The 17579-nt window shown below is 59.3% G+C and carries 14 protein-coding genes and 1 pseudogene; 6 read left to right on the forward strand and 9 right to left on the reverse strand.

Features of this window, described 5'->3' with window-relative positions; translation table 11 throughout:
• Positions 1-2 precede the first annotated feature (2 nt).
• Positions 3-740 (forward strand): SDR family oxidoreductase, encoded by a 738-nt coding sequence (locus MYY08_RS08785; protein ID WP_288013933.1) that lies wholly within the window; start codon positions 3-5, stop codon positions 738-740.
• A gap of 176 nt (positions 741-916) precedes the next feature.
• Here MYY08_RS08785 and MYY08_RS08790 read toward each other — a convergent pair whose 3' ends face one another.
• From MYY08_RS08790 to bglX, 3 genes and pseudogenes are all read right to left on the reverse strand, one after another.
• Positions 917-1195: a hypothetical protein gene (locus MYY08_RS08790; protein ID WP_288013934.1), complete on the reverse strand. Its 279-nt coding sequence runs from the start codon at positions 1193-1195 to the stop codon at positions 917-919.
• Positions 1164-1691, reverse strand: a pseudogene (locus MYY08_RS08795) (DUF2778 domain-containing protein). The gene MYY08_RS08790 and the pseudogene MYY08_RS08795 overlap by 32 nt, the downstream one beginning before the upstream one ends.
• A gap of 149 nt (positions 1692-1840) precedes the next feature.
• Positions 1841-4138 carry a beta-glucosidase BglX gene (gene bglX / locus MYY08_RS08800; protein WP_288013935.1) on the reverse strand — a complete coding sequence of 766 codons (2298 nt, stop codon included), beginning with the start codon at positions 4136-4138 and terminating at the stop codon, positions 1841-1843.
• 163 nt (positions 4139-4301) lie between these two features.
• Between bglX and dld the strand changes: the two genes are divergently transcribed.
• Positions 4302-6041 carry a D-lactate dehydrogenase gene (gene dld, locus MYY08_RS08805; protein WP_038627237.1) on the forward strand — a complete coding sequence of 580 codons (1740 nt, stop codon included), beginning with the start codon at positions 4302-4304 and terminating at the stop codon, positions 6039-6041.
• Between the two features lie 43 nt (positions 6042-6084).
• Here the strand turns inward: dld and MYY08_RS08810 are convergent, their stop codons facing one another.
• Positions 6085-8529, reverse strand: coding sequence for a DUF3772 domain-containing protein (locus MYY08_RS08810; RefSeq protein ID WP_038627238.1), 2445 nt, complete (start codon positions 8527-8529; stop codon positions 6085-6087).
• 188 nt (positions 8530-8717) lie between these two features.
• Here MYY08_RS08810 and MYY08_RS08815 point away from each other — a divergent pair, with 188 nt between their 5' ends.
• The gene (locus MYY08_RS08815) at positions 8718-9257 is read left to right on the forward strand and encodes a GNAT family N-acetyltransferase (RefSeq protein ID WP_038627239.1); all 540 of its coding nucleotides are present in this window, start codon (positions 8718-8720) and stop codon (positions 9255-9257) included.
• 5 nt (positions 9258-9262) lie between these two features.
• Here the strand turns inward: MYY08_RS08815 and pbpG are convergent, their stop codons facing one another.
• Together pbpG and MYY08_RS08825 are read right to left on the reverse strand one after the other, a co-directional pair.
• Positions 9263-10213 carry a D-alanyl-D-alanine endopeptidase gene (gene pbpG, locus MYY08_RS08820; protein ID WP_038627240.1) on the reverse strand — a complete coding sequence of 317 codons (951 nt, stop codon included), beginning with the start codon at positions 10211-10213 and terminating at the stop codon, positions 9263-9265.
• 176 nt (positions 10214-10389) lie between these two features.
• Entirely contained in the window at positions 10390-10977 is a 588-nt protein-coding gene (locus MYY08_RS08825) for a Yip1 family protein (protein ID WP_084970936.1), read from the reverse strand.
• A gap of 176 nt (positions 10978-11153) precedes the next feature.
• On the opposite strand from MYY08_RS08825, the gene MYY08_RS08830 reads away from it, so the two are divergent.
• On the forward strand, positions 11154-11732 hold the full coding sequence (locus MYY08_RS08830; RefSeq protein WP_038627244.1) for a DedA family protein: 579 nt from the start codon (positions 11154-11156) through the stop codon (positions 11730-11732).
• Here the strand turns inward: MYY08_RS08830 and fetB are convergent.
• The 3 genes from fetB to MYY08_RS08845 all read right to left on the reverse strand — a co-directional run bounded on the left by fetB (position 11729) and on the right by MYY08_RS08845 (position 14089).
• On the reverse strand, positions 11729-12490 hold the full coding sequence (gene fetB / locus MYY08_RS08835; RefSeq protein WP_084970938.1) for an iron efflux ABC transporter permease subunit FetB: 762 nt from the start codon (positions 12488-12490) through the stop codon (positions 11729-11731). The genes MYY08_RS08830 and fetB overlap by 4 nt on opposite strands.
• Positions 12487-13143: an iron efflux ABC transporter ATP-binding subunit FetA gene (gene fetA / locus MYY08_RS08840; protein ID WP_038627248.1), complete on the reverse strand. Its 657-nt coding sequence runs from the start codon at positions 13141-13143 to the stop codon at positions 12487-12489. The genes fetB and fetA overlap by 4 nt, the downstream gene beginning before the upstream one ends.
• A 163-nt stretch (positions 13144-13306) precedes the next feature.
• Positions 13307-14089 (reverse strand): SDR family oxidoreductase, encoded by a 783-nt coding sequence (locus MYY08_RS08845; protein ID WP_038627250.1) that lies wholly within the window; start codon positions 14087-14089, stop codon positions 13307-13309.
• Between the two features lie 124 nt (positions 14090-14213).
• Here MYY08_RS08845 and MYY08_RS08850 point away from each other — a divergent pair, with 124 nt between their 5' ends.
• Entirely contained in the window at positions 14214-16028 is a 1815-nt protein-coding gene (locus tag MYY08_RS08850) for a glycoside hydrolase family 15 protein (protein ID WP_288013936.1), read from the forward strand.
• Positions 16029-16220: 192 nt separating this feature from the next.
• Positions 16221-17300: a L,D-transpeptidase family protein gene (locus MYY08_RS08855; RefSeq protein ID WP_038627254.1), complete on the forward strand. Its 1080-nt coding sequence runs from the start codon at positions 16221-16223 to the stop codon at positions 17298-17300.
• The last annotated feature ends 279 nt before the right edge of the window (positions 17301-17579 follow it).

Consider the following 17579-nt stretch of genomic DNA (forward strand, 5'->3'; position numbering starts at 1 on the left):
ATATTACCTTAATCACCGGCGGCAGCCGCGGCATTGGGCGGGCGACCGCGTTGACGCTGGCGGCGAAAGGCCATGCATTGTGCATCAATTATCGTTCGCAGCAGGCGCGCGCCGAAGAAGTGGTCGATATGATTCGACGCGGCGGCGGCAAGGCGATCGCGGTGCAGGCGGATATCGCCAATGAGGAGCAGGTCGTGGCGCTGTTCCGGCAGATCGATCGCGATCTCGGCACGCTGACCGGGCTGGTGAATAACGCCGGCATTCTTAAGCAGCAGGCGAGCATCGAGCAGCTGGATGCGCGGCGCATCGCCGCGATTTTCGCCACCAACGTCGGCGGCAGCTTTATCTGCGCGCGCGAGGCGGTCAAGCGCATGGCGCTGCGGCATGGCGGTCAGGGCGGCGCTATCGTCAACGTCTCCTCCGCCGCCTCGCGCCTCGGCGCGCCCCATGAATATATTGACTATGCGGCCTCTAAAGGCGCGGTGGATACGCTGACTATCGGGCTGGCGCTGGAGGTGGCGGCGCAGGGCATTCGCGTTAACGCCGTCAGGCCCGGACTGATTTATACCGACATGCACGCCGACGGCGGCGAACCGGGACGGGTGGATCGGGTGAAAGAGAATCTGCCGATGAAGCGCGGCGGTCAGCCTGAAGAAGTCGCCGAGGCGATCGCCTGGCTGCTGTCGGAGGAAGCCTCCTATGTCACCGGCAACTTTATCGATCTGGCGGGCGGTAAGTAGATTACCTGCACTATTACCTGGACGCTTATGCATAATAAACCGACCGGTAAAAACAGGCCGGTTTTTAATTGCGCCGCAGGGGAAACTTCTCACGATTAATAAGAAATAGTTCTGGCCTTTTACTATGCCGGAACTGGTTAGCAGGCAGTGTTAGCTAACATAAAAAAATGACAGATTCAGCGGTGATTTATCGATTCCAGCTTATTCATTTTCCGTTCTATTAAACGGATAGCTATCTGGTAACCGATAATAGTAATAATTGTGCAGCCGGTCAGCAACGCGATTCCAACAAACCCATCAATATCCTGCTCGCCGAACAGGCTGGCCGCTCTGTTCCAAAAAGCGTATTCTCCTGGTGTAGCAGGCGCAGAAGGACGCGCCAGCAAAAAAGAGAAAATATATATCCCAACGCCCAGCAAAATTTTAAAGCCCGTTGGAACACGTTTCTTTGCCATTAAGTATTACCTCAATCGTTCCGTATGATTGTAGACCGTTGGCCAGTTTTATTTGCGGAGTTGAAAGCAGCGCGTGGCGAATCGCTATAAAATCGGTACGATGCTGCAAAGTAATACACCCTAATGAAACGCCCATAGGACCCGCCGGATGCAGGCGAAAATTGCCTCTTTTAACACCGTTAATCCACGTATAATCATCAATTTTCCCATCGGCGCGGTATAAAGCAAACCATTCATATTTAATAACAGGAGTCGATGTCTACCACGAGTAAAAATCTCGTAAATCGGTGCGAATAACCCCTTTCCAGCCTCCTGAAGGGCGCTTAACGATATGATAAATTCCAGCAGGTAGGGGACCTGTATCAGGTATTCCTGTACAACATGCACGATTACGGTATTGATCTTTACCTGACCAGGCCATAAAGGTACCTACGCCGTAAATAAGCAAAGGACAAAAATCGGCATCGTTGATAATAAACGTTCCTTTTAAAGGCATAGCGTTGAGATTCCTTTCTCATATCGGAGCATTTGATACTAATCGGCCCCGGTGACGATTAACGTGATGCAGTTCAATATCAGCGTTGCGGAACGATTGATATAAAAAAACGACCGGCTCGGCGCCGGTCGGTTGCTTATGTTACCCGCTTACAGGTAGGTAAATTCCGCGTCCTGCGTTCTGGCCGAATCCAGGCCGATCATCACCTTGAATTTGCCCGGTTCCGCCACCTGCTGCATCTTCTGATTCCAGAACTTCAGCGCGTCGACATCAATCGGGAAACGCACGGTTTGCGATTCGCCCGCCTTCAGCATAATGCGCTGGAAGCCTTTCAGCTCTTTCACCGGACGACTGACGCTGGCGACCTCATCGTTAAGATAAAGCTGCACCACCGTCGCGCCGTCGCGTTTGCCAGTGTTCGTCACCGTCACGCTCGCCTCTATTTTGCCGTTGCGCGGCATCGTCGCTGAGGACATTTTCACCGGCGACACGCTGAAGGTGGTGTAGCTCAGGCCGTAGCCGAAGGGGAACAGCGGCCCGTTGACGGCGTCATAGTAATGCGACGTGTACTTGTTCGGTTTGGCTGAGTTATAGGGACGGCCGGTCGGCAGATGGTTGTAATAGATGGGGATCTGTCCTACCGAACGCGGGAAGGAGATCGGCAGCTTGCCGGAAGGGTTATAGTCGCCGAACAGCACGTCGGCGATGGCGTTGCCCCCTTCTGTGCCGCTGAACCAGGTCTCCAGCATCGCGTCCGCCTGCTGATACTCATGCGTCAGCGCCAGCGGGCGACCGTTCATCAACACCAGCACCAGCGGTTTACCGGTAGCTTTCAGCGCCGCCAGCAGCTTCTGCTGGCTCTCCGGCAGGGTCAGATCGGTGCGGCTGGAGGCCTCATGCGCCATGCCCTGCGCCTCGCCCACCGCCGCGACGATCACATCCGCCTTCTGCGCCGTGGCGACCGCTTCATCGATCATCTGCTGCGGCGTGCGGCTGTCGACGCTTACCGCCTGCTCATAGAGATTAAGGAAAGCCTGAATCCCTTTATGATCGGTGATGTTCGCGCCTTTGGCGTACAGCAGCGTCGCCTTGCCCTCGGTGGCGTTTTTCATGCCCTGCAACAGCGTGACCGACTGCTTCGCCACGCCCGCCGCCGACCAGCTGCCCATGATATCGCGCTGGCTGTCCGCCAGCGGGCCGATCAGCGCAATGGTGCCTGCTTTCTTCAGCGGCAGCGTCTCCAGACGGTTTTTCAGCAGCACCATACTTTTACGCGCCACGTCGCGCGCGTCTTCACGGTGCAGGCGGCTTTCCGCATTGGTGTCCGCCGGATCGCTCTCCTTCGGCCCCAGATGGCTGTAAGGATCGTTAAACAGCCCCATATCGTACTTCACGTTCAGCACGTGACGCGCCGCGTCGTCAATCTCCGCCTCGCTCACCACGCCGCGCTTCACCAGCCCCGGCAGATATTTGCTGTAGTATTCGTCGCCCATGCTCATATCGATGCCGGACTTCAGCGCCAAGCGCACCGCATCCTGCGGATCGCTGGCGACGCCGTGCTTAATCAGCTCTTTAATCGCGCCGTGATCGCTGATGGTGATGCCTTTGAATTTCCACTCATCGCGCAGCAGATCCTTCAGCAGCCAGCTGTTGGCGGTGGCCGGCACGCCGTTAATGGCGTTCAGAGAGACCATCACCCCGCCGCTGCCCGCATCCAGCGACGCTTTGTACGGCGGCATATAGTCCTGAAACATGCGCTGCGGACTCATGTCGACAGTGTTGTAGTCGCGTCCGCCTTCGATGGCGCCGTAGAGCGCGAAGTGCTTGACGCTGGTCATCAGCGCATAGCGGTCGGCCGGGCTTTTGCCCTGCATCGCCTTCACCATGGCGCTGCCCATCGTCGCCGTCAGATAAGTGTCTTCGCCGAAGCCTTCCGAACCACGGCCCCAGCGCGGTTCGCGCGTCACGTCCACCATCGGCGCCCAGGTCATATTCAGGCCGTCGTCCGCCGCTTCATACGCCGAGACGCGCCCTACGCGCGCCACCGCCTCGGTATCCCAGCTGGAGGCCAGCCCTAACGGGATCGGGAAAATCGTGCGCTGTCCGTGCACCACGTCATAGGCGAAGAACAGCGGAATTTTCAGGCGGCTGAGCTGCATCACCTGATCCTGCATCGCGCGGATATCGGGACGCGTGACGGTGTTGAAAATCGCACCGACCTGGCCGTTTTTGATCATCTCGCGAATCGCGTCTTTCGAGTTATCCGGCCCGACGCTGATCAGCCGCAGCTGACCGATTTTTTCATCAAGCGTCATTTTCGCCAGCAGATCGGTAACGAAGGCGTCGCGCGCCTCAGGCGTCAGGCGATGCGGGCCAAACATATCGTCAGCAAAGGCGGGCTGCACCGCCAGGGAAACAGCAAGGCTCAGGGAGTAAATCCATTTCATCAGATTGGGCTCTCAACAAAAACGCAGGACAGGTTTTATGGTGCTATAGCAATAAGATAGCCACAGTGTGCCACAGGATGAGAATAGCAGGTAGTTTTCCAGGCGGACGCTTTTCCGCCTGAGCTGCTACAGTAAAATCGTCACACATAACAGGACAATGGACATGCACCCTAACCCTAACCCCGCCAGTCAAACCCTGATTAATGAACTGCGTCGCATCGTCGGCGGCAGCCATCTACTGACCGATCCCCGTAAAACCGAACGCTATCGCAAAGGCTTCCGCTCCGGCCAGGGCGACGCCCTGGCGGTGGTGTTCCCCGGCACGCTGCTGGAGCTGTGGCGCGTGCTGAAAGCGGCGGTGGCCGCGGATAAAATCATTCTGATGCAGGCGGCCAATACCGGCCTGACCGAAGGATCGACGCCTAACGGCAACGATTACGATCGCGACATTATTATTATCAGCACCCTGCGAATGGACCGTATTTATCTGCTCGATAAGGGCAAGCAGGTGCTGGCGCTGCCGGGCAGCACGCTGTTTCAGCTGGAAAAAATGCTCAAGCCGCTGGGCCGCGAGCCGCATTCGGTGATCGGCTCCTCCTGCATCGGCGCCTCGATTCTCGGCGGCGTCTGCAATAACTCCGGCGGCGCGCTGGTGAAGCGCGGCCCCGCCTACACCGAAATGGCGCTTTACGCCCAGCTGGATGCACAGGGGCAGTTGAAGCTGGTGAACCATCTCGGCATTGAGCTGGGCAGCACGCCGGAGCAGATCCTTGGCCGACTGGATGATGAAACCTGGCGCGAGAGCGACGTGCGCCACGACGCGCGCCAGGCGTCCGATCATAACTACGTCGAGCGCGTGCGCGATGTGGAAGCGGACACGCCGTCGCGCTTTAACGCCGACGCCAGCCGTCTGTATGAAGCTTCCGGCTGCGCCGGCAAGCTGGCGGTGTTCGCCGTGCGCCTGGATACCTTCGAGGCGGAAAAGAAACAGCAGGTGTTCTATATCGGCACCAACGATACCTCGGCGCTGGAGGATATCCGCCGCCATATCCTCGCCCATTTCCATAACCTGCCGGTGGCGGGCGAATATATGCACCGCGATATGTATGACATCGCGGAGAAGTACGGCAAAGACACCTTTATTATGATCGATAAGCTCGGCACCGATAAAATGCCGCGCTTCTTCACCCTAAAGGGGCGCATCGACGCGATGCTGAGCCATATTCCGCTGTTCCGCCCGCACTTTACCGATAGGATGCTGCAAAAGCTGAGCGCGGTTTTCCCGACCCATCTGCCGAAAAAGATGAAAACTTGGCGCGATCGCTACGAGCATCACCTGATGCTGAAAATGTCCGGCGACGGCGTGGAAGAGGCGCGTCAGTTCCTGAAGGATTTTTTCCGCGAAGGCGGCGGCGACTACTTCGAGTGCACCGACGAAGAAGGCTCGAAAGCCTTTCTGCATCGCTTCGCCGCCGCGGGCGCCGCGGTGCGATACCATGCGGCGCATCACGATGAGGTAGAGGATATTCTGGCGCTGGATATCGCGCTGCGGCGCAACGACCGCGACTGGTTTGAAAAGCTGCCGCCGGAGTTTGACGATAAGCTGGTGCACCGCCTCTATTACGGTCACTTTATGTGCCACGTGTTCCATCAGGATTACATCGTGAAGAAAGGCGTGGACGCGCATGCGCTGAAAGAGAGAATGCTGGAGATCCTTAACCAGCGCGGCGCGGAGTATCCGGCGGAGCATAACGTCGGCCATCTTTACCAGGCGAAGCCGCAGATGAAGGCGTTTTATCAGCAGCTCGATCCGACTAACAGCTTTAACCCCGGCATCGGCAAAACCAGCAAGCGCAAGCACTGGGCCGACTGCGGCTGCGGGCAGGATCGTCACGCGGGCTGAGTTGTTCAGGCCGCCTTTTTACCGCAAAAGGCGGCCTGTGCGTTTACGGCTGCGGCGGCGCTTTCACCACCATTTCGCCATTCTTCTGCTCGATAATCATCGTCTGCGGACGCGACAGCACGATGCCCTCTTTACGCAGGCGCGTCAGAATATCGAACAGCAGATCGCTTTTCGCGCCGGCGATCTGGCGCTGGGTCGCCACGTTGCCGGTGACGCTCAGCACGATGCCCTGCGGCGTCAGATCCTTAAAGCTCACCGACGGTTCCGGCGTGTCGAGAATGCGCTCATTTTCACGGTAAACCCCCAGCAGAATTTCACGCACCTGCACCGGATCGATATCCAGCGGGAAGGTCAGCGTAATGGTCACCACGCCCTGCGCGTTGCCCATAGTAGCGTTACGCACGTTCTGCGAAATCAGCTGCGAGTTCGGCACGATCACCGTGGATTTATCGCCGAGCTGGATCTCGGTGGCGCGCACGTTGATGCGGCGGATATCCCCTTCGATGCCGCTGATACTCACCAGGTCGCCCACCTTCACCGGACGCTCGGTCAGCAGAATCAGGCCGGAGATAAAGTTCTTCACAATCTCCTGTAAGCCGAAACCGATACCGACCGACAGCGCGCTGACGATCCACGCCAGCTTGTTCCACTGCACCCCCATGGTGGAGAGCGTCAGCAGGATCACCAGCACATAGCCGATATTGCTGAACAGCGTCACCAGCGAGACGCGCATGCCGGTATCCATGGTGGTTTTCGGCAGGAAATCGTTATCCAGCCAGCGGCGCACCGAACGCAGCACGTAAATGCCGATCGCCATGCAGAGCAGCGCGTTCACCAGATGAGCAGGCACGATATTGAGCGATTCCAGTCCCTTGCCGCCCCAGAACTCTACCGCTTTTTGCAGCAGTTCAATCGGCGTCGAGGTGCCGAAGGTGCCGTTCAGCACCGCCACCGCCGCGAACAGCAGCAGAATGGTTTTGCCCAATGCCGACAGCAGCGCCGCCGCCTGCGACAGATGACGTTCGTCGATATTCAGCGAGGACTGGATGCGCTTGCCGGTCGGGTTGCTGACCGACAGCAGCGTTTCGCAGCCGTCGACCACCAGATGGCTGAGGAAGTAGAAAGCGCCGCAGACGATGCCGATCCAGACCAGTTCATAGCTAAGGAAGCGCGCCAGCGTGACGTAACCGATAATCAGCGACAGTAAAATTCCCAGACCGACCAGGGTGATCGCCATCTGGATCAGGCCGACCAGCGTCGATTTCGCCTCCGGCGCCTGCCCTTCCTGCACCATACGACGGCGCACGCGGCTGGAGCGGAAGCTGATGGAGAGCGCAGTGGCGCCCACCAGCAGCGCGGTCATGCCGTTCGCCAGAATGGTGGTGCCGACGCTGGTGCCGACGCTGCTGTTCAGCGCCTCAACCGTCTGGAAGATAAACACCAGCGTAGCGGTCAGCGGCGGGAATGGCTTCAGCGCCTGCGCCACTTCGTTAGAGATCGCCGGCAATCGCCAGGACGGGCGACGCGTGGAGAGAAACGCGCGCCCCAGCCCGGCGATCAGACCGCAGAACACGCTGAGCTGCACCAGCCGATCGACAAAATCCTGCACGTCGTCAGAGACCTCGGCGCGGCGGGTGAACGCCTGGTCGATAAAGTTAAATGCCAGCACCACCGCCGCCAGCGTGGTCAGCGCGATCGCCGCGGCGAGGAAGCTGCGGCGCAGCCGCCCTTCCGGCAGCTGGTGAATGCTGATCCAGGCGAGAAACTCTTCGCCGTAGCGCCGTCCCAGCGTGGCGATAGCCACAGCCGCCGCCAGCCAGAGCAGCGTGCCGAGACGCCAGCCCGGTTCCCAGGCGAGCGCGGCGGTATCCACCAGCTCGTCGCGGAAGTTAGCCAGCTTATCGCCGTCCATCTGCTGCGCGCCGAACAGCGGCGCCCAGAAGCGCGGCCCGAAAATACTGCCGGAGTTAAGCGCCAGCTGGGTTTTCAGGTTGTCGCGCCGCAGGTTGACAATCTGCGCGCTGAGGTTGAGCGCCCCGCCTTTGATCGCCTCCGCCTGTTTAATCTGTTCGTCCAGCTTCGCTTTTTGATTTTCCAGCGTGTTGCGCTTGCGCGTCACCTCCGGCGTCTCTTTCACGCCGCTGTCCGCTTTCGGCGCCGGTCCCAGCACTGCCAGCTGCGCCAGCAGCTGCTGACGCTGTGGAATCAGCGCCTGTCCCAGCGTATCGGCGTTGCCCGACAGCTCCAGCGCCATGTCGTTCAGCTGCGACAGCTGCGCGTCATTGGTTTCGCCGGAGACCTGGCCTTTGATTTTGTCGAGGATCTTCTGCATCTTCGGCAGCTCGACCGCTGCATTAACCTTGATCGGGGCTTCTTCTTCCGTTGCGATCGGCTGGTCATCGCCGCCGTCCGCCGCATAAAGGTAAAGCGGCGCCAGCGTCAACAGCGCCAGCAGGCTCGCCCGCATAAATCGTAACCACTTTGACATCGAACGTCGTTCCACTCTGTTTTAGTTCTGCGGCCTCGCCGCAATCGCGCGCCAGTGTATGCTTTTGCCCAACGCTTCACTATAGGAAAGCGGTAAGAAAATTCCTCCTCTAACAATAAGAATTTGTTATGACTCAGCGCCGCGCCGCTGTGTCAGAGTAAGGTTTTTCTCTCGCCAAATGAGGTGCTATGTCTCTCCCCGCCGAACCGCTGCTGATCCGCGATGCCTGCACCGCCGATGTCGCTGCTATGCATGAAATTTACGCCTGGCATGTGCTGTACGGCTGCGCCTCTTTTGAGGAGACGCCGCCCGATGAAGCGGAGATGCGGGCGCGTCTGTTAAAAACACAGTCGCTGGAAATGCCCTGGCTGGTGGCGGAACAGGCGGGCCGCGTCATCGGCTACTGTTACGCCGCCCCGTATCGGCCGCGCCCCGCTTATCGCTTTACCATCGAGGAGTCGATCTATCTGCGGCACGAACTCGGCGGACGCGGCATCGGCAGCGCCCTGCTTGCGGCGCTGATCGCCCGCTGCGAACAGGGACCGTGGCGGCAAATGCTGGCGGTCGTCGGCAACGGCAGGCAAAACGGCGGATCGCTGAAGCTGCATCTGAAGCTGGGATTTCGTGAGGTTGGCGTGCTGCGCGAAGTGGGATTTAAATGCGGAGAGTGGCGCGACACGCTGATTATGCAGCGCGCGCTCTCCTCCGCCACGCGGGCGGAGGAGTAACAGGCTTATTCCACCGCGCTGTCGTCCGCGCTTTGGTTGCTGGCGGTCTGCGATGATTTCTGTTTTCGGTAGGCCAGCGCCGCCGCCGGCACCGGCGCGGACTTGCCGGTTTCCAGCCAGTCGCGCAGGCGTTTGGCGTCGGCGAAGTGGGTATATTTGCCGAAGGCGTCCAGCACCACCAGCGCCACCGGACGCTGCTTGATCACCGTGCGCATCACCAGGCAATGTCCCGCCTGATTGGTGAAGCCCGTTTTAGTCAGCTGGATCTGCCAGTCCGGCTTATAGACCAGATGGTTGGTGTTGCGGAAAGGCAGGACGTAGTCAGGGTTGCTAAAGCGCGCCATATCCTCATGCGTGGTGCTGAGCTGCCCCAGCAGCGGATAGCGTTTGGTGGCGATCAACAGCTTCGTCAGATCGCGGGCGGTCGATACGTTATGGATCGACAGACCGGTCGGCTCAACGTAGTGGGTGTTGGTCATGCCCAGCGCGCGCGCTTTGGCGTTCATCGCGCGGATAAAGGCGTCGTAGCCGCCCGGATAGTGATGCGCCAGGCTGGCGGCGGCGCGGTTTTCAGAGGACATCAGCGCCAGCAGCAGCATATTTTTACGGCTGATTTCGCTGTTCAGGCGTACGCGAGAGAAGACGCCGCGCATTTCCGCCGTATGGCTGATATCGACTTTCAGCATCTCATCCATCGGCAGGTGCGCATCAAGCACCACCATCGCCGTCATCAGCTTGGTGATGGAGGCGATCGGCCTGACCCGGTCGGGATGGCTGGCGTACAGCACTTTATTGGTGTTCAGATCGACGATCATCGCGCTGCCGGAGGCGATTTGCGGCTGGGAGAGCGGCGCAGGCGTATTTAACGGCGACGCGGCCAGCGCCTGGCCGGTCAAACCCTGCGCGGAAAAAAGAAAAGCCAGGCTCAACAACGAATAACGAAATTTTGCGGGCATCGTTTAACAACTTACCAATAGGATTGCGCGCTGTGTGCAACACAGGCTGCCGTCGCGGAAACAGGCATGTGCGGCGGCTGGCAGGCAGCATAATACGCTGGCGACTCAGTAAATTCCTATCGAAGATTCGTTTCCGGGCGTAAACAGCCGCCGTCGCAGGCAACGGCGGCGATGATTCAGCCCAGTCGGTAGCCATAACCCCACAGCAGCACCGTCAGCGCCAGCAGCACCTCAAACAGCAAAATGCCGATCGCCAGCGTCGAGCCGGAGAAGCGCAGACTCTCGTCGCGGTCGATGTTCAGCAGCTCAGGAATGCCGACATAGAGCAGGTAGCCGGTGTAGGCCAGCGCCAGCGCGCCGACCAGCACGCAAAGCCAGACCAGCGGATAGAGCGCGACGATCCCGCTCAGGAACAGCGGCGTGGCGACATAACCGGCGAACACCGTACAGCGCTGGATGCTGGGTCGCTGCGGATAGTCGCGCGCCATCCAGTGAATCACTCGCCCCATCACCGCCACGCCGCCTAAAATCACCAGATAGAACAGCACCGCCAGCATCAGTCCGGTGGAGAGATCCAGCGGCACGGTGCGCCCGGCGCCCAGCCGCCACCCTAGCTGCGTGGTGCCGATCAGCGCGCAGATTACCGGAATCGCCGCCATCAGCAGCACATGGTGCGTGTAATGATGGGAAACCGTTTCGTTTTCCCGTTTGATATCGCGCATTTCCCGATCGGGATGCGCCAGCAGACCCCAGACATGGTTCATCGCTTGCCCCTCCACTTCCTCTGGCCGCCCGCGGCGGCTTTTCCTCAAGTATAATTCGCCTGCTTATTTTTTCACCAACAGCTCAATGCCTTTTCAATGCGCCGCGCTTTTTTGTGATGAAGGTGTTAACGACGTATACACTTACCCAGACGCTAAAAGAAAAGGGATGGTGAATTTTGCATTTTGATATCAACCAATTAATCGAACAGTATGGCTATCTGGCGGTGGTGATTGGCTGTATTGCCGAAGGAGAGACTTTCGCGTTGCTGGGCGGCGTGATCGCCCATGAGAAGCTGCTGCGCTACAGCGGCGTGGTGCTGGCGGTGGCGCTCGGCGGCTTTTTAGGCGATCAGCTGCTGTTCTGGATCGGACGACGCTTCGGCACCCGTATTCTGCGTCGCTTCAAGAAGCATCAGGGCAAGCTGAAGCGCGCCAACAGCATGATCCGCCGTCATCCGGTGCTGTTTATTATCGGGGTGCGCTTTATGTACGGCTTTCGCACCATCGGCCCGATTATCATCGGCGCCAGCCGCCTGCGTCCGATGAAATTTCTGATTTTCAACGCCATCGGTGCGTTTCTCTGGGCGGTCATCTTCGTTACGCTCGGCTATTTCGCCGGCGAGATGATCGCGCCCTGGCTGCACCGGCTCGATCATCACCTCAAGCACCTGCTGTGGCTGGTGGGCGCGGCGCTGCTTGTCCTGCTGCTGCGCATGGCGTTCCGCCACTGGTCGAGCCGACGCCATAATGACTAAAAACGCAGCTGGGCGCGCGCGTTAAAGAAGCGGCGGTAACCGAGCCAGGCGGCGATAATGGTGGAGATCGCTGCGGTGCCGAGCAGCATAAAGGTCACCATAATCTGAAACTTAATCGCCTGCATCGGATCGATACCGGCGAAAATCAGCCCCGACATCATTCCCGGCAGGCTGACCAGCCCGACGGTTTTCGCCGCGTCGACCGTCGGGATCATCGCGGCGCGAATGCTGTCGCGCACCAGCGTCGCCGAGGCGCGCTTCACCGACGCGCCGAGGCTGAGCATCTCCTCTACTTTTTGCCGGTTATCGGCGAAACGCTGGTTCAGCTGGGTAAAGCAGAGCCCTACCGCCACCATCGCGTTGCCGGCGATCATGCCGGAAATCGGGATCACCTGCATCGGTACAAAGGCGATGGCGCCGCTCAGCACCAGAATAGTCAGCGTCAGGCCAGTGCCGACGCCGATCGCCGCCAGCGAAATCCAGAAGGCGTTGCCGATTCGTTTGCTGCGCTTACGCGCGTTCAGCGCCGCGTTGACGCAGATAAACAGCACCATCAGCAGCGTCAGCCAGCGGTTATTAAAATCAAACAGGTAGTGCAGTACGTAACCGACGAGGGTGAGCTGCACCACCGCGCGGGTGACGCTCCACAAAATATCCTTGTGCAGCCCCAGCTTCTCTTTCTGGCTGACGAACAGCGCCACCAGCACCAGCAGGCAGGCGAGCGCCAGCGAGGTATTATCGATCGCGGGATGGTTCATTGCGCCGCCTCCGTATTTAATCCCAGGGAGATAACGCGCGCGCCGTCAGCGGTCTCCTGCGCGTCGTGACTGATCCAGAGCACGCTCATGCCATGCTGCCGCGCCATCTGCTGAATCAGCGTTTTGACCTGCGCTTTGTTCTCCGCGTCGAGCGCGCTGGTGACTTCATCCAGCAGCAGCAGCGCAGGCGGAAACTGGAGATTGCGCAGCAGCGCCACCCGCTGACGCTCGCCGCCGGAAAGCGCGTCGATCGGTTTATCCAGCAGATCGGGCGCCAGATTCAGCTGCGCCAGCTGGTCGCACAGCGCCTGCTTTTCCGGCTGCCGCTGACGGATCTGCCAGGGAAACGCCAGGTTGTCGTAGACGGTATCGCCAAACAGCTGCGGCGTCTGAAAGCAGTAGGAGACCTGCCGACGCCAGGCCTCCGGCCCCAGATCGTCGCTGCTTTTGCCGTTCAGCGTAACGCTGCCGCCGGTGGGCGTCAGCAGCGAGGCGATGATTTTCAATAAGGTGGTTTTACCGCTGCCGGAAGGACCGGTCAGCCAGGCGAACTCTTGCCGGTGCAGCGTAAACGAAATGGGGGCCAGCAGGCTTTTCTCCGCCAGCCGATAGCTGACGTCCTTTACCGCCAGCAGTGGAGTTTCCGTGGACATAAACGCTTCCTTCTCTGTTTTGCCGCGCATGATAGCGCGGAAGAAAGCGGAACGGAAAAGCAAAACGGGAGATCAGGGGAACGCGATTCCCTGTGTGCAGGCGAGACGCGGAGCAAGCGTCAGGCGACATGCGCCTGACGCCTGAAACACGCGCGTCGGAGAGTTACGTTTCCGAGGCCTGCGCCGCCGCGAACTGTGGATTGGCGAGCATAAAGCCGCCATCGATGATAAAGGACTGGCCGGTAGTATAGCTGGACCATTCCGAGCAGAGCCAGGCGACCATGCTGGCGATTTCGCGCGTATCGCCGGGCCGTCCGGCGGGAACGTGCGGCAGCGGAATGCGGTGAGCGTCGGCATTCTCCATATTATTCATCGGCGTGGCGATGGCGCCGGGCGCGACCGCGTTGACCAGAATATTGTGCGGCAGCAGGCTGAGCGCCATCGCTTTGGTCAGGCCGCCCAGCGCATGTTTGGCAGCGGTATAGGCGACCGATCCAGGCAGCGGCGTATGCTCATGCACCGAGGTGATATTGATGATGCGTCCGCCCTCGCCCTGCTTCACCATCTGTCGCGCGGCGATCTGGCTGCAAATCAGCGCGCCGTCGACGTCAACGGTAAAGACCTGGCGCCAGTCTTCAAATTTGATATCGAGAAAGTCGGCCTTAACGTTAGTACCGGCATTATTCACCAGCGCATCGATGCGCCCCAGCTTCTCAATCAGCGTTTCCAGCGACTTGCCGCCCTGCTGCGGATCGGAAAGCTCCAGCTGTACCATCTCGGCGCGGCGTCCCAGCTTGCGCACCTCATCTGCCGTCTCCTGCGCGCCGCTCTCGTCGGAACGCCAGGTGATGCCAATATCATAACCCTGCTCCGCCAGCATGATGGCGCTCGCTTTGCCAATGCCTGAATCTGATGCGGTCACCACGGCGACTTTGGTTGTCGGCATAGCGTTACTCCTCTGTTGCGCTGATGAAATAAACAGCAAGTATAGACGCTGCATTCACCCGCGCCGCCGTGTTGACCCGGGCTTGTCTATAGTAAAGGCTCAGGCAACGCAATCGGGGAACGGCATGGCCCAGGTAAAACGACCTATCCATAATCACGGCGTTATTGGCGATCTGCGCACCTGCGCGCTGGTGGCGGACGACGGCGCTATCGACTATTTCTGCTGGCCTAACCTCGACAGCCCGTCGGTGTTCACCGCTCTGCTGGACAGCGACGAAGCGGGCGTATTCAGCCTGACGCCGGACTGGAAAGCGTGCCGACGTCAGCAGCTCTATCTGCCCGACACCAATATTTTGCAGACGCGCTGGCTCTCTGCCGACGGCGTGGCGGAGATCACCGACTACATGCCGATCTGCGAGCGTGACGACACCAAACCGCGCATTATCCGGCGGCTAAAGATGGTGCGCGGCGAGGGACGCTTCACGATGCGCTGCGCGCCGGTGCACGACTATGCGCGCGCAACCACCAAAGCGCGCCTGCAGGATGAGGCGGCGCTGTTCAGCGCTGACGGTCAGCCGACGCTGCGCCTGACCGCCACCGTGCCGCTACAGATCGATCGTCACGCGGCGGTGGCCAGCTTCACGCTGCAAACCGGCGAACATGTCGAATTTATTTTCGGCTGCGCGCAGGATGACAAGCTGGACAACCTGCATACCGACATCTGCTTTCAGGAAACGCTGCGCTACTGGCGCAACTGGTGTCGCCAGAGCAACTGGCGCGGACGCTGGCAGGAGATGGTGAAACGCTCCTCGCTGGCGCTGAAGCTGCTCACTTCATGGCAACACGGCTCCATCGCCGCCGCCGCGACTTTCGGCCTGCCGGAGGAGTTGGGCGGCGAGCGCAACTGGGACTACCGCGCCTCCTGGATCCGCGACGCCTCGTTCAGCGTCTATGCGCTGATGCGCCTCGGCTATGTCGACGAAGCCAAACGCTTTACCCACTGGGTAGCCCACTGCGTGGAGAACAGCCATCACGAGCGCCACCGCCTGCAGGTAATGTACCGCCTCGACAGCGGCGTCGAGCTGCATGAAAGCGCGCTGCCGCACCTTGCCGGCTACGGCGATTCGCGTCCGGTACGCATCGGCAACGACGCCTGGCGGCAGACGCAGCTGGATATTTATGGCGAACTGATGGATGCGGTTTATCTCTCCAACAAATATGGCGAAGCGATCTCGGAACGCGGCTGGCGCAACGTTTGCAGCACCATCAACTATCTGTGCGAACACTGGCAGGAGCCGGACGCCGGGATATGGGAGATGCGCGGCGAGCCGCAGCATTTTCTCCACTCGCGTCTGATGTGCTGGGTGGCGCTCGATCGCGCGCTGCGCCTGGGCATCAAACGCTCGCTGGCGATGCCCTATGAACAGTGGGATAAAACGCGCAGCGCCATCCGTGAAGATATCTGGCAAAACTTCTGGAGCGCGGAGCTGGGCCACTTTACTTCGACGCGCCACGGTAAATCGCTCGACGCCTCGATGCTGCTGATGCCGCTGGTACGCTTTGTCGGCGCCACCGATCCCGACTGGCTGGCGACGCTGGACGCCATCAAGGCGAAGCTGGTGCGCGACGGCATGGTCTGGCGCTACGATCGCGAAGAGACGCCCGCTGACGCGCTCGACGGCCGCGAAGGTTCTTTTGTCGCCTGCTCGTTCTGGTATGTAGAGTGTCTGGCGCGCGCCGGACGGGTGGAAGAGGCGCATTTTGAATTTGAAAAGCTGCTGAGCTACGCCAATCCGCTGGGCCTCTACGCCGAGGAGTTCGATTTTCACGGCTTCGCGCTGGGTAATTTCCCCCAGGCGCTTAGCCATCTGGCGTTAATCAGCGCCGCTTTTTTCCTGAATCGCAAGCTGGACGGCGACGATCCGCAGTGGCAGCCGTGAGGCAAAAAAATGCCTCAGAGAGAGGCAAAACAGGTATAGATGACATAGAGTTAAGTAAATATGTTGCCGTAAGGAAAAATCCTGGTTCCACAATCAGCGCTTATGCACATATAATGTGCAGCCGGTCACACTGGCCGCACCTGGGTTGACTCTCTAACAAGCCATACAATGGCATTAAACTATTGAAATAAGATGAAAAAGAGCCTTTTCGCGATCGCTTCACTGGCAGTGGCACTGGTGGCATTCAGCCAGCAGGTGCTTGCTGTGGTTTATCCTTTGCCGCCGGCCAACAGCCGTCTGACCGGAGAAAACCTGGAAATCACCATCCCGCAGGACAGTAAACTTCCGCTGGAAGCCTTTGCTGCCCAGTATCAAATTGGCCTCAGCAATATGCTTGAAGCCAACCCCGGCGTTGATGTTTATCTGCCGCAGCCGGGTTCCAAGCTGATTATTCCTCAGCAGCTCATCCTGCCTGACGCGCCGCGTGAAGGTATTGTGATTAACAGCGCGGAGATGCGTCTGTACTACTACCCGAAAGGCACCAAAACCGTTGTGGTTCTGCCTATCGGTATTGGTGAGTTGGGTAAAGATACGCCGATTAACTGGACAACCACCGTTCAGCGTAAGAAAGCGGGCCCGACCTGGACGCCGACCAAAAAGATGCATGAAGAGTATGCCGCGCGCGGTGAAACGCTGCCGGAAGTCTTCCCTGCGGGCCCGGATAACCCGATGGGTCTCTATGCGCTCTATATTGGTCGCCTGTACGCTATTCACGGCACCAACGCCAACTTCGGCATAGGCCTGCGCGTGAGCCACGGCTGTGTACGCCTGCGCGCGGACGATATCAAATGGCTATATGAGAATGTGCCGGTCGGCACCCGCGTGCAGTTTATCGACCAGCCGGTGAAAGCCTCGGTCGAGCCGGACGGTTCGCGCTATGTTGAGATCCACAACCCGCTCTCCACTACCGAAGAACAGTTTAAATCGCGCGCGCCAGTGCCGATTACGCTGACGCCGGCGGTCAGCAAAGTGATGACCGACGCCAGCGTAAACCAGACGGTCGTGGATCAGGCGCTGAAAGCGCGCTCAGGCATGCCGGTGAAAATTAACGGCGTCGCTGAAGCCGCGCCGGTACCGGCCCAGCCGGAAATCGTTCAGCCGCAGCCGGTACAGCCAGTGGCGCCGCAAAGCGCCGGCAACGTTGCGCCGGACCAGACGCAGCAGCCTGCTGACGTTGTCGCGCCGTCGGTTAACGGCAACAGCGGCTCCTGATCGAACGCGTGTTAACGAAGGGCGATGCACAGCATCGCCCTTTTCTTTTATCCTGCCCTCTCCCCAGCCCGGTAGTAAAGCGCGGTCAGCCAGACGGCGCAGCGGCTAAGCCTGGCGATAAATGAATGAACATTAGCGAAAGACTGATGTTCCCGATCGACGAAGCAGTAAACCCGGCAGCGAAACGGCAGCAGGAAAGAGAAAATAATTCCGAATCTCCCCCGCGCATCCTGTTGCCGCAGCCGTATCATCAGAGAAAAGATCCCTGCACGTCATTTC

Origin of the sequence: Mixta sp. (assembly GCF_024610815.1) — a bacterium.
In the GTDB taxonomy this organism is placed as follows: domain Bacteria; phylum Pseudomonadota; class Gammaproteobacteria; order Enterobacterales; family Enterobacteriaceae; genus Mixta; species Mixta calida.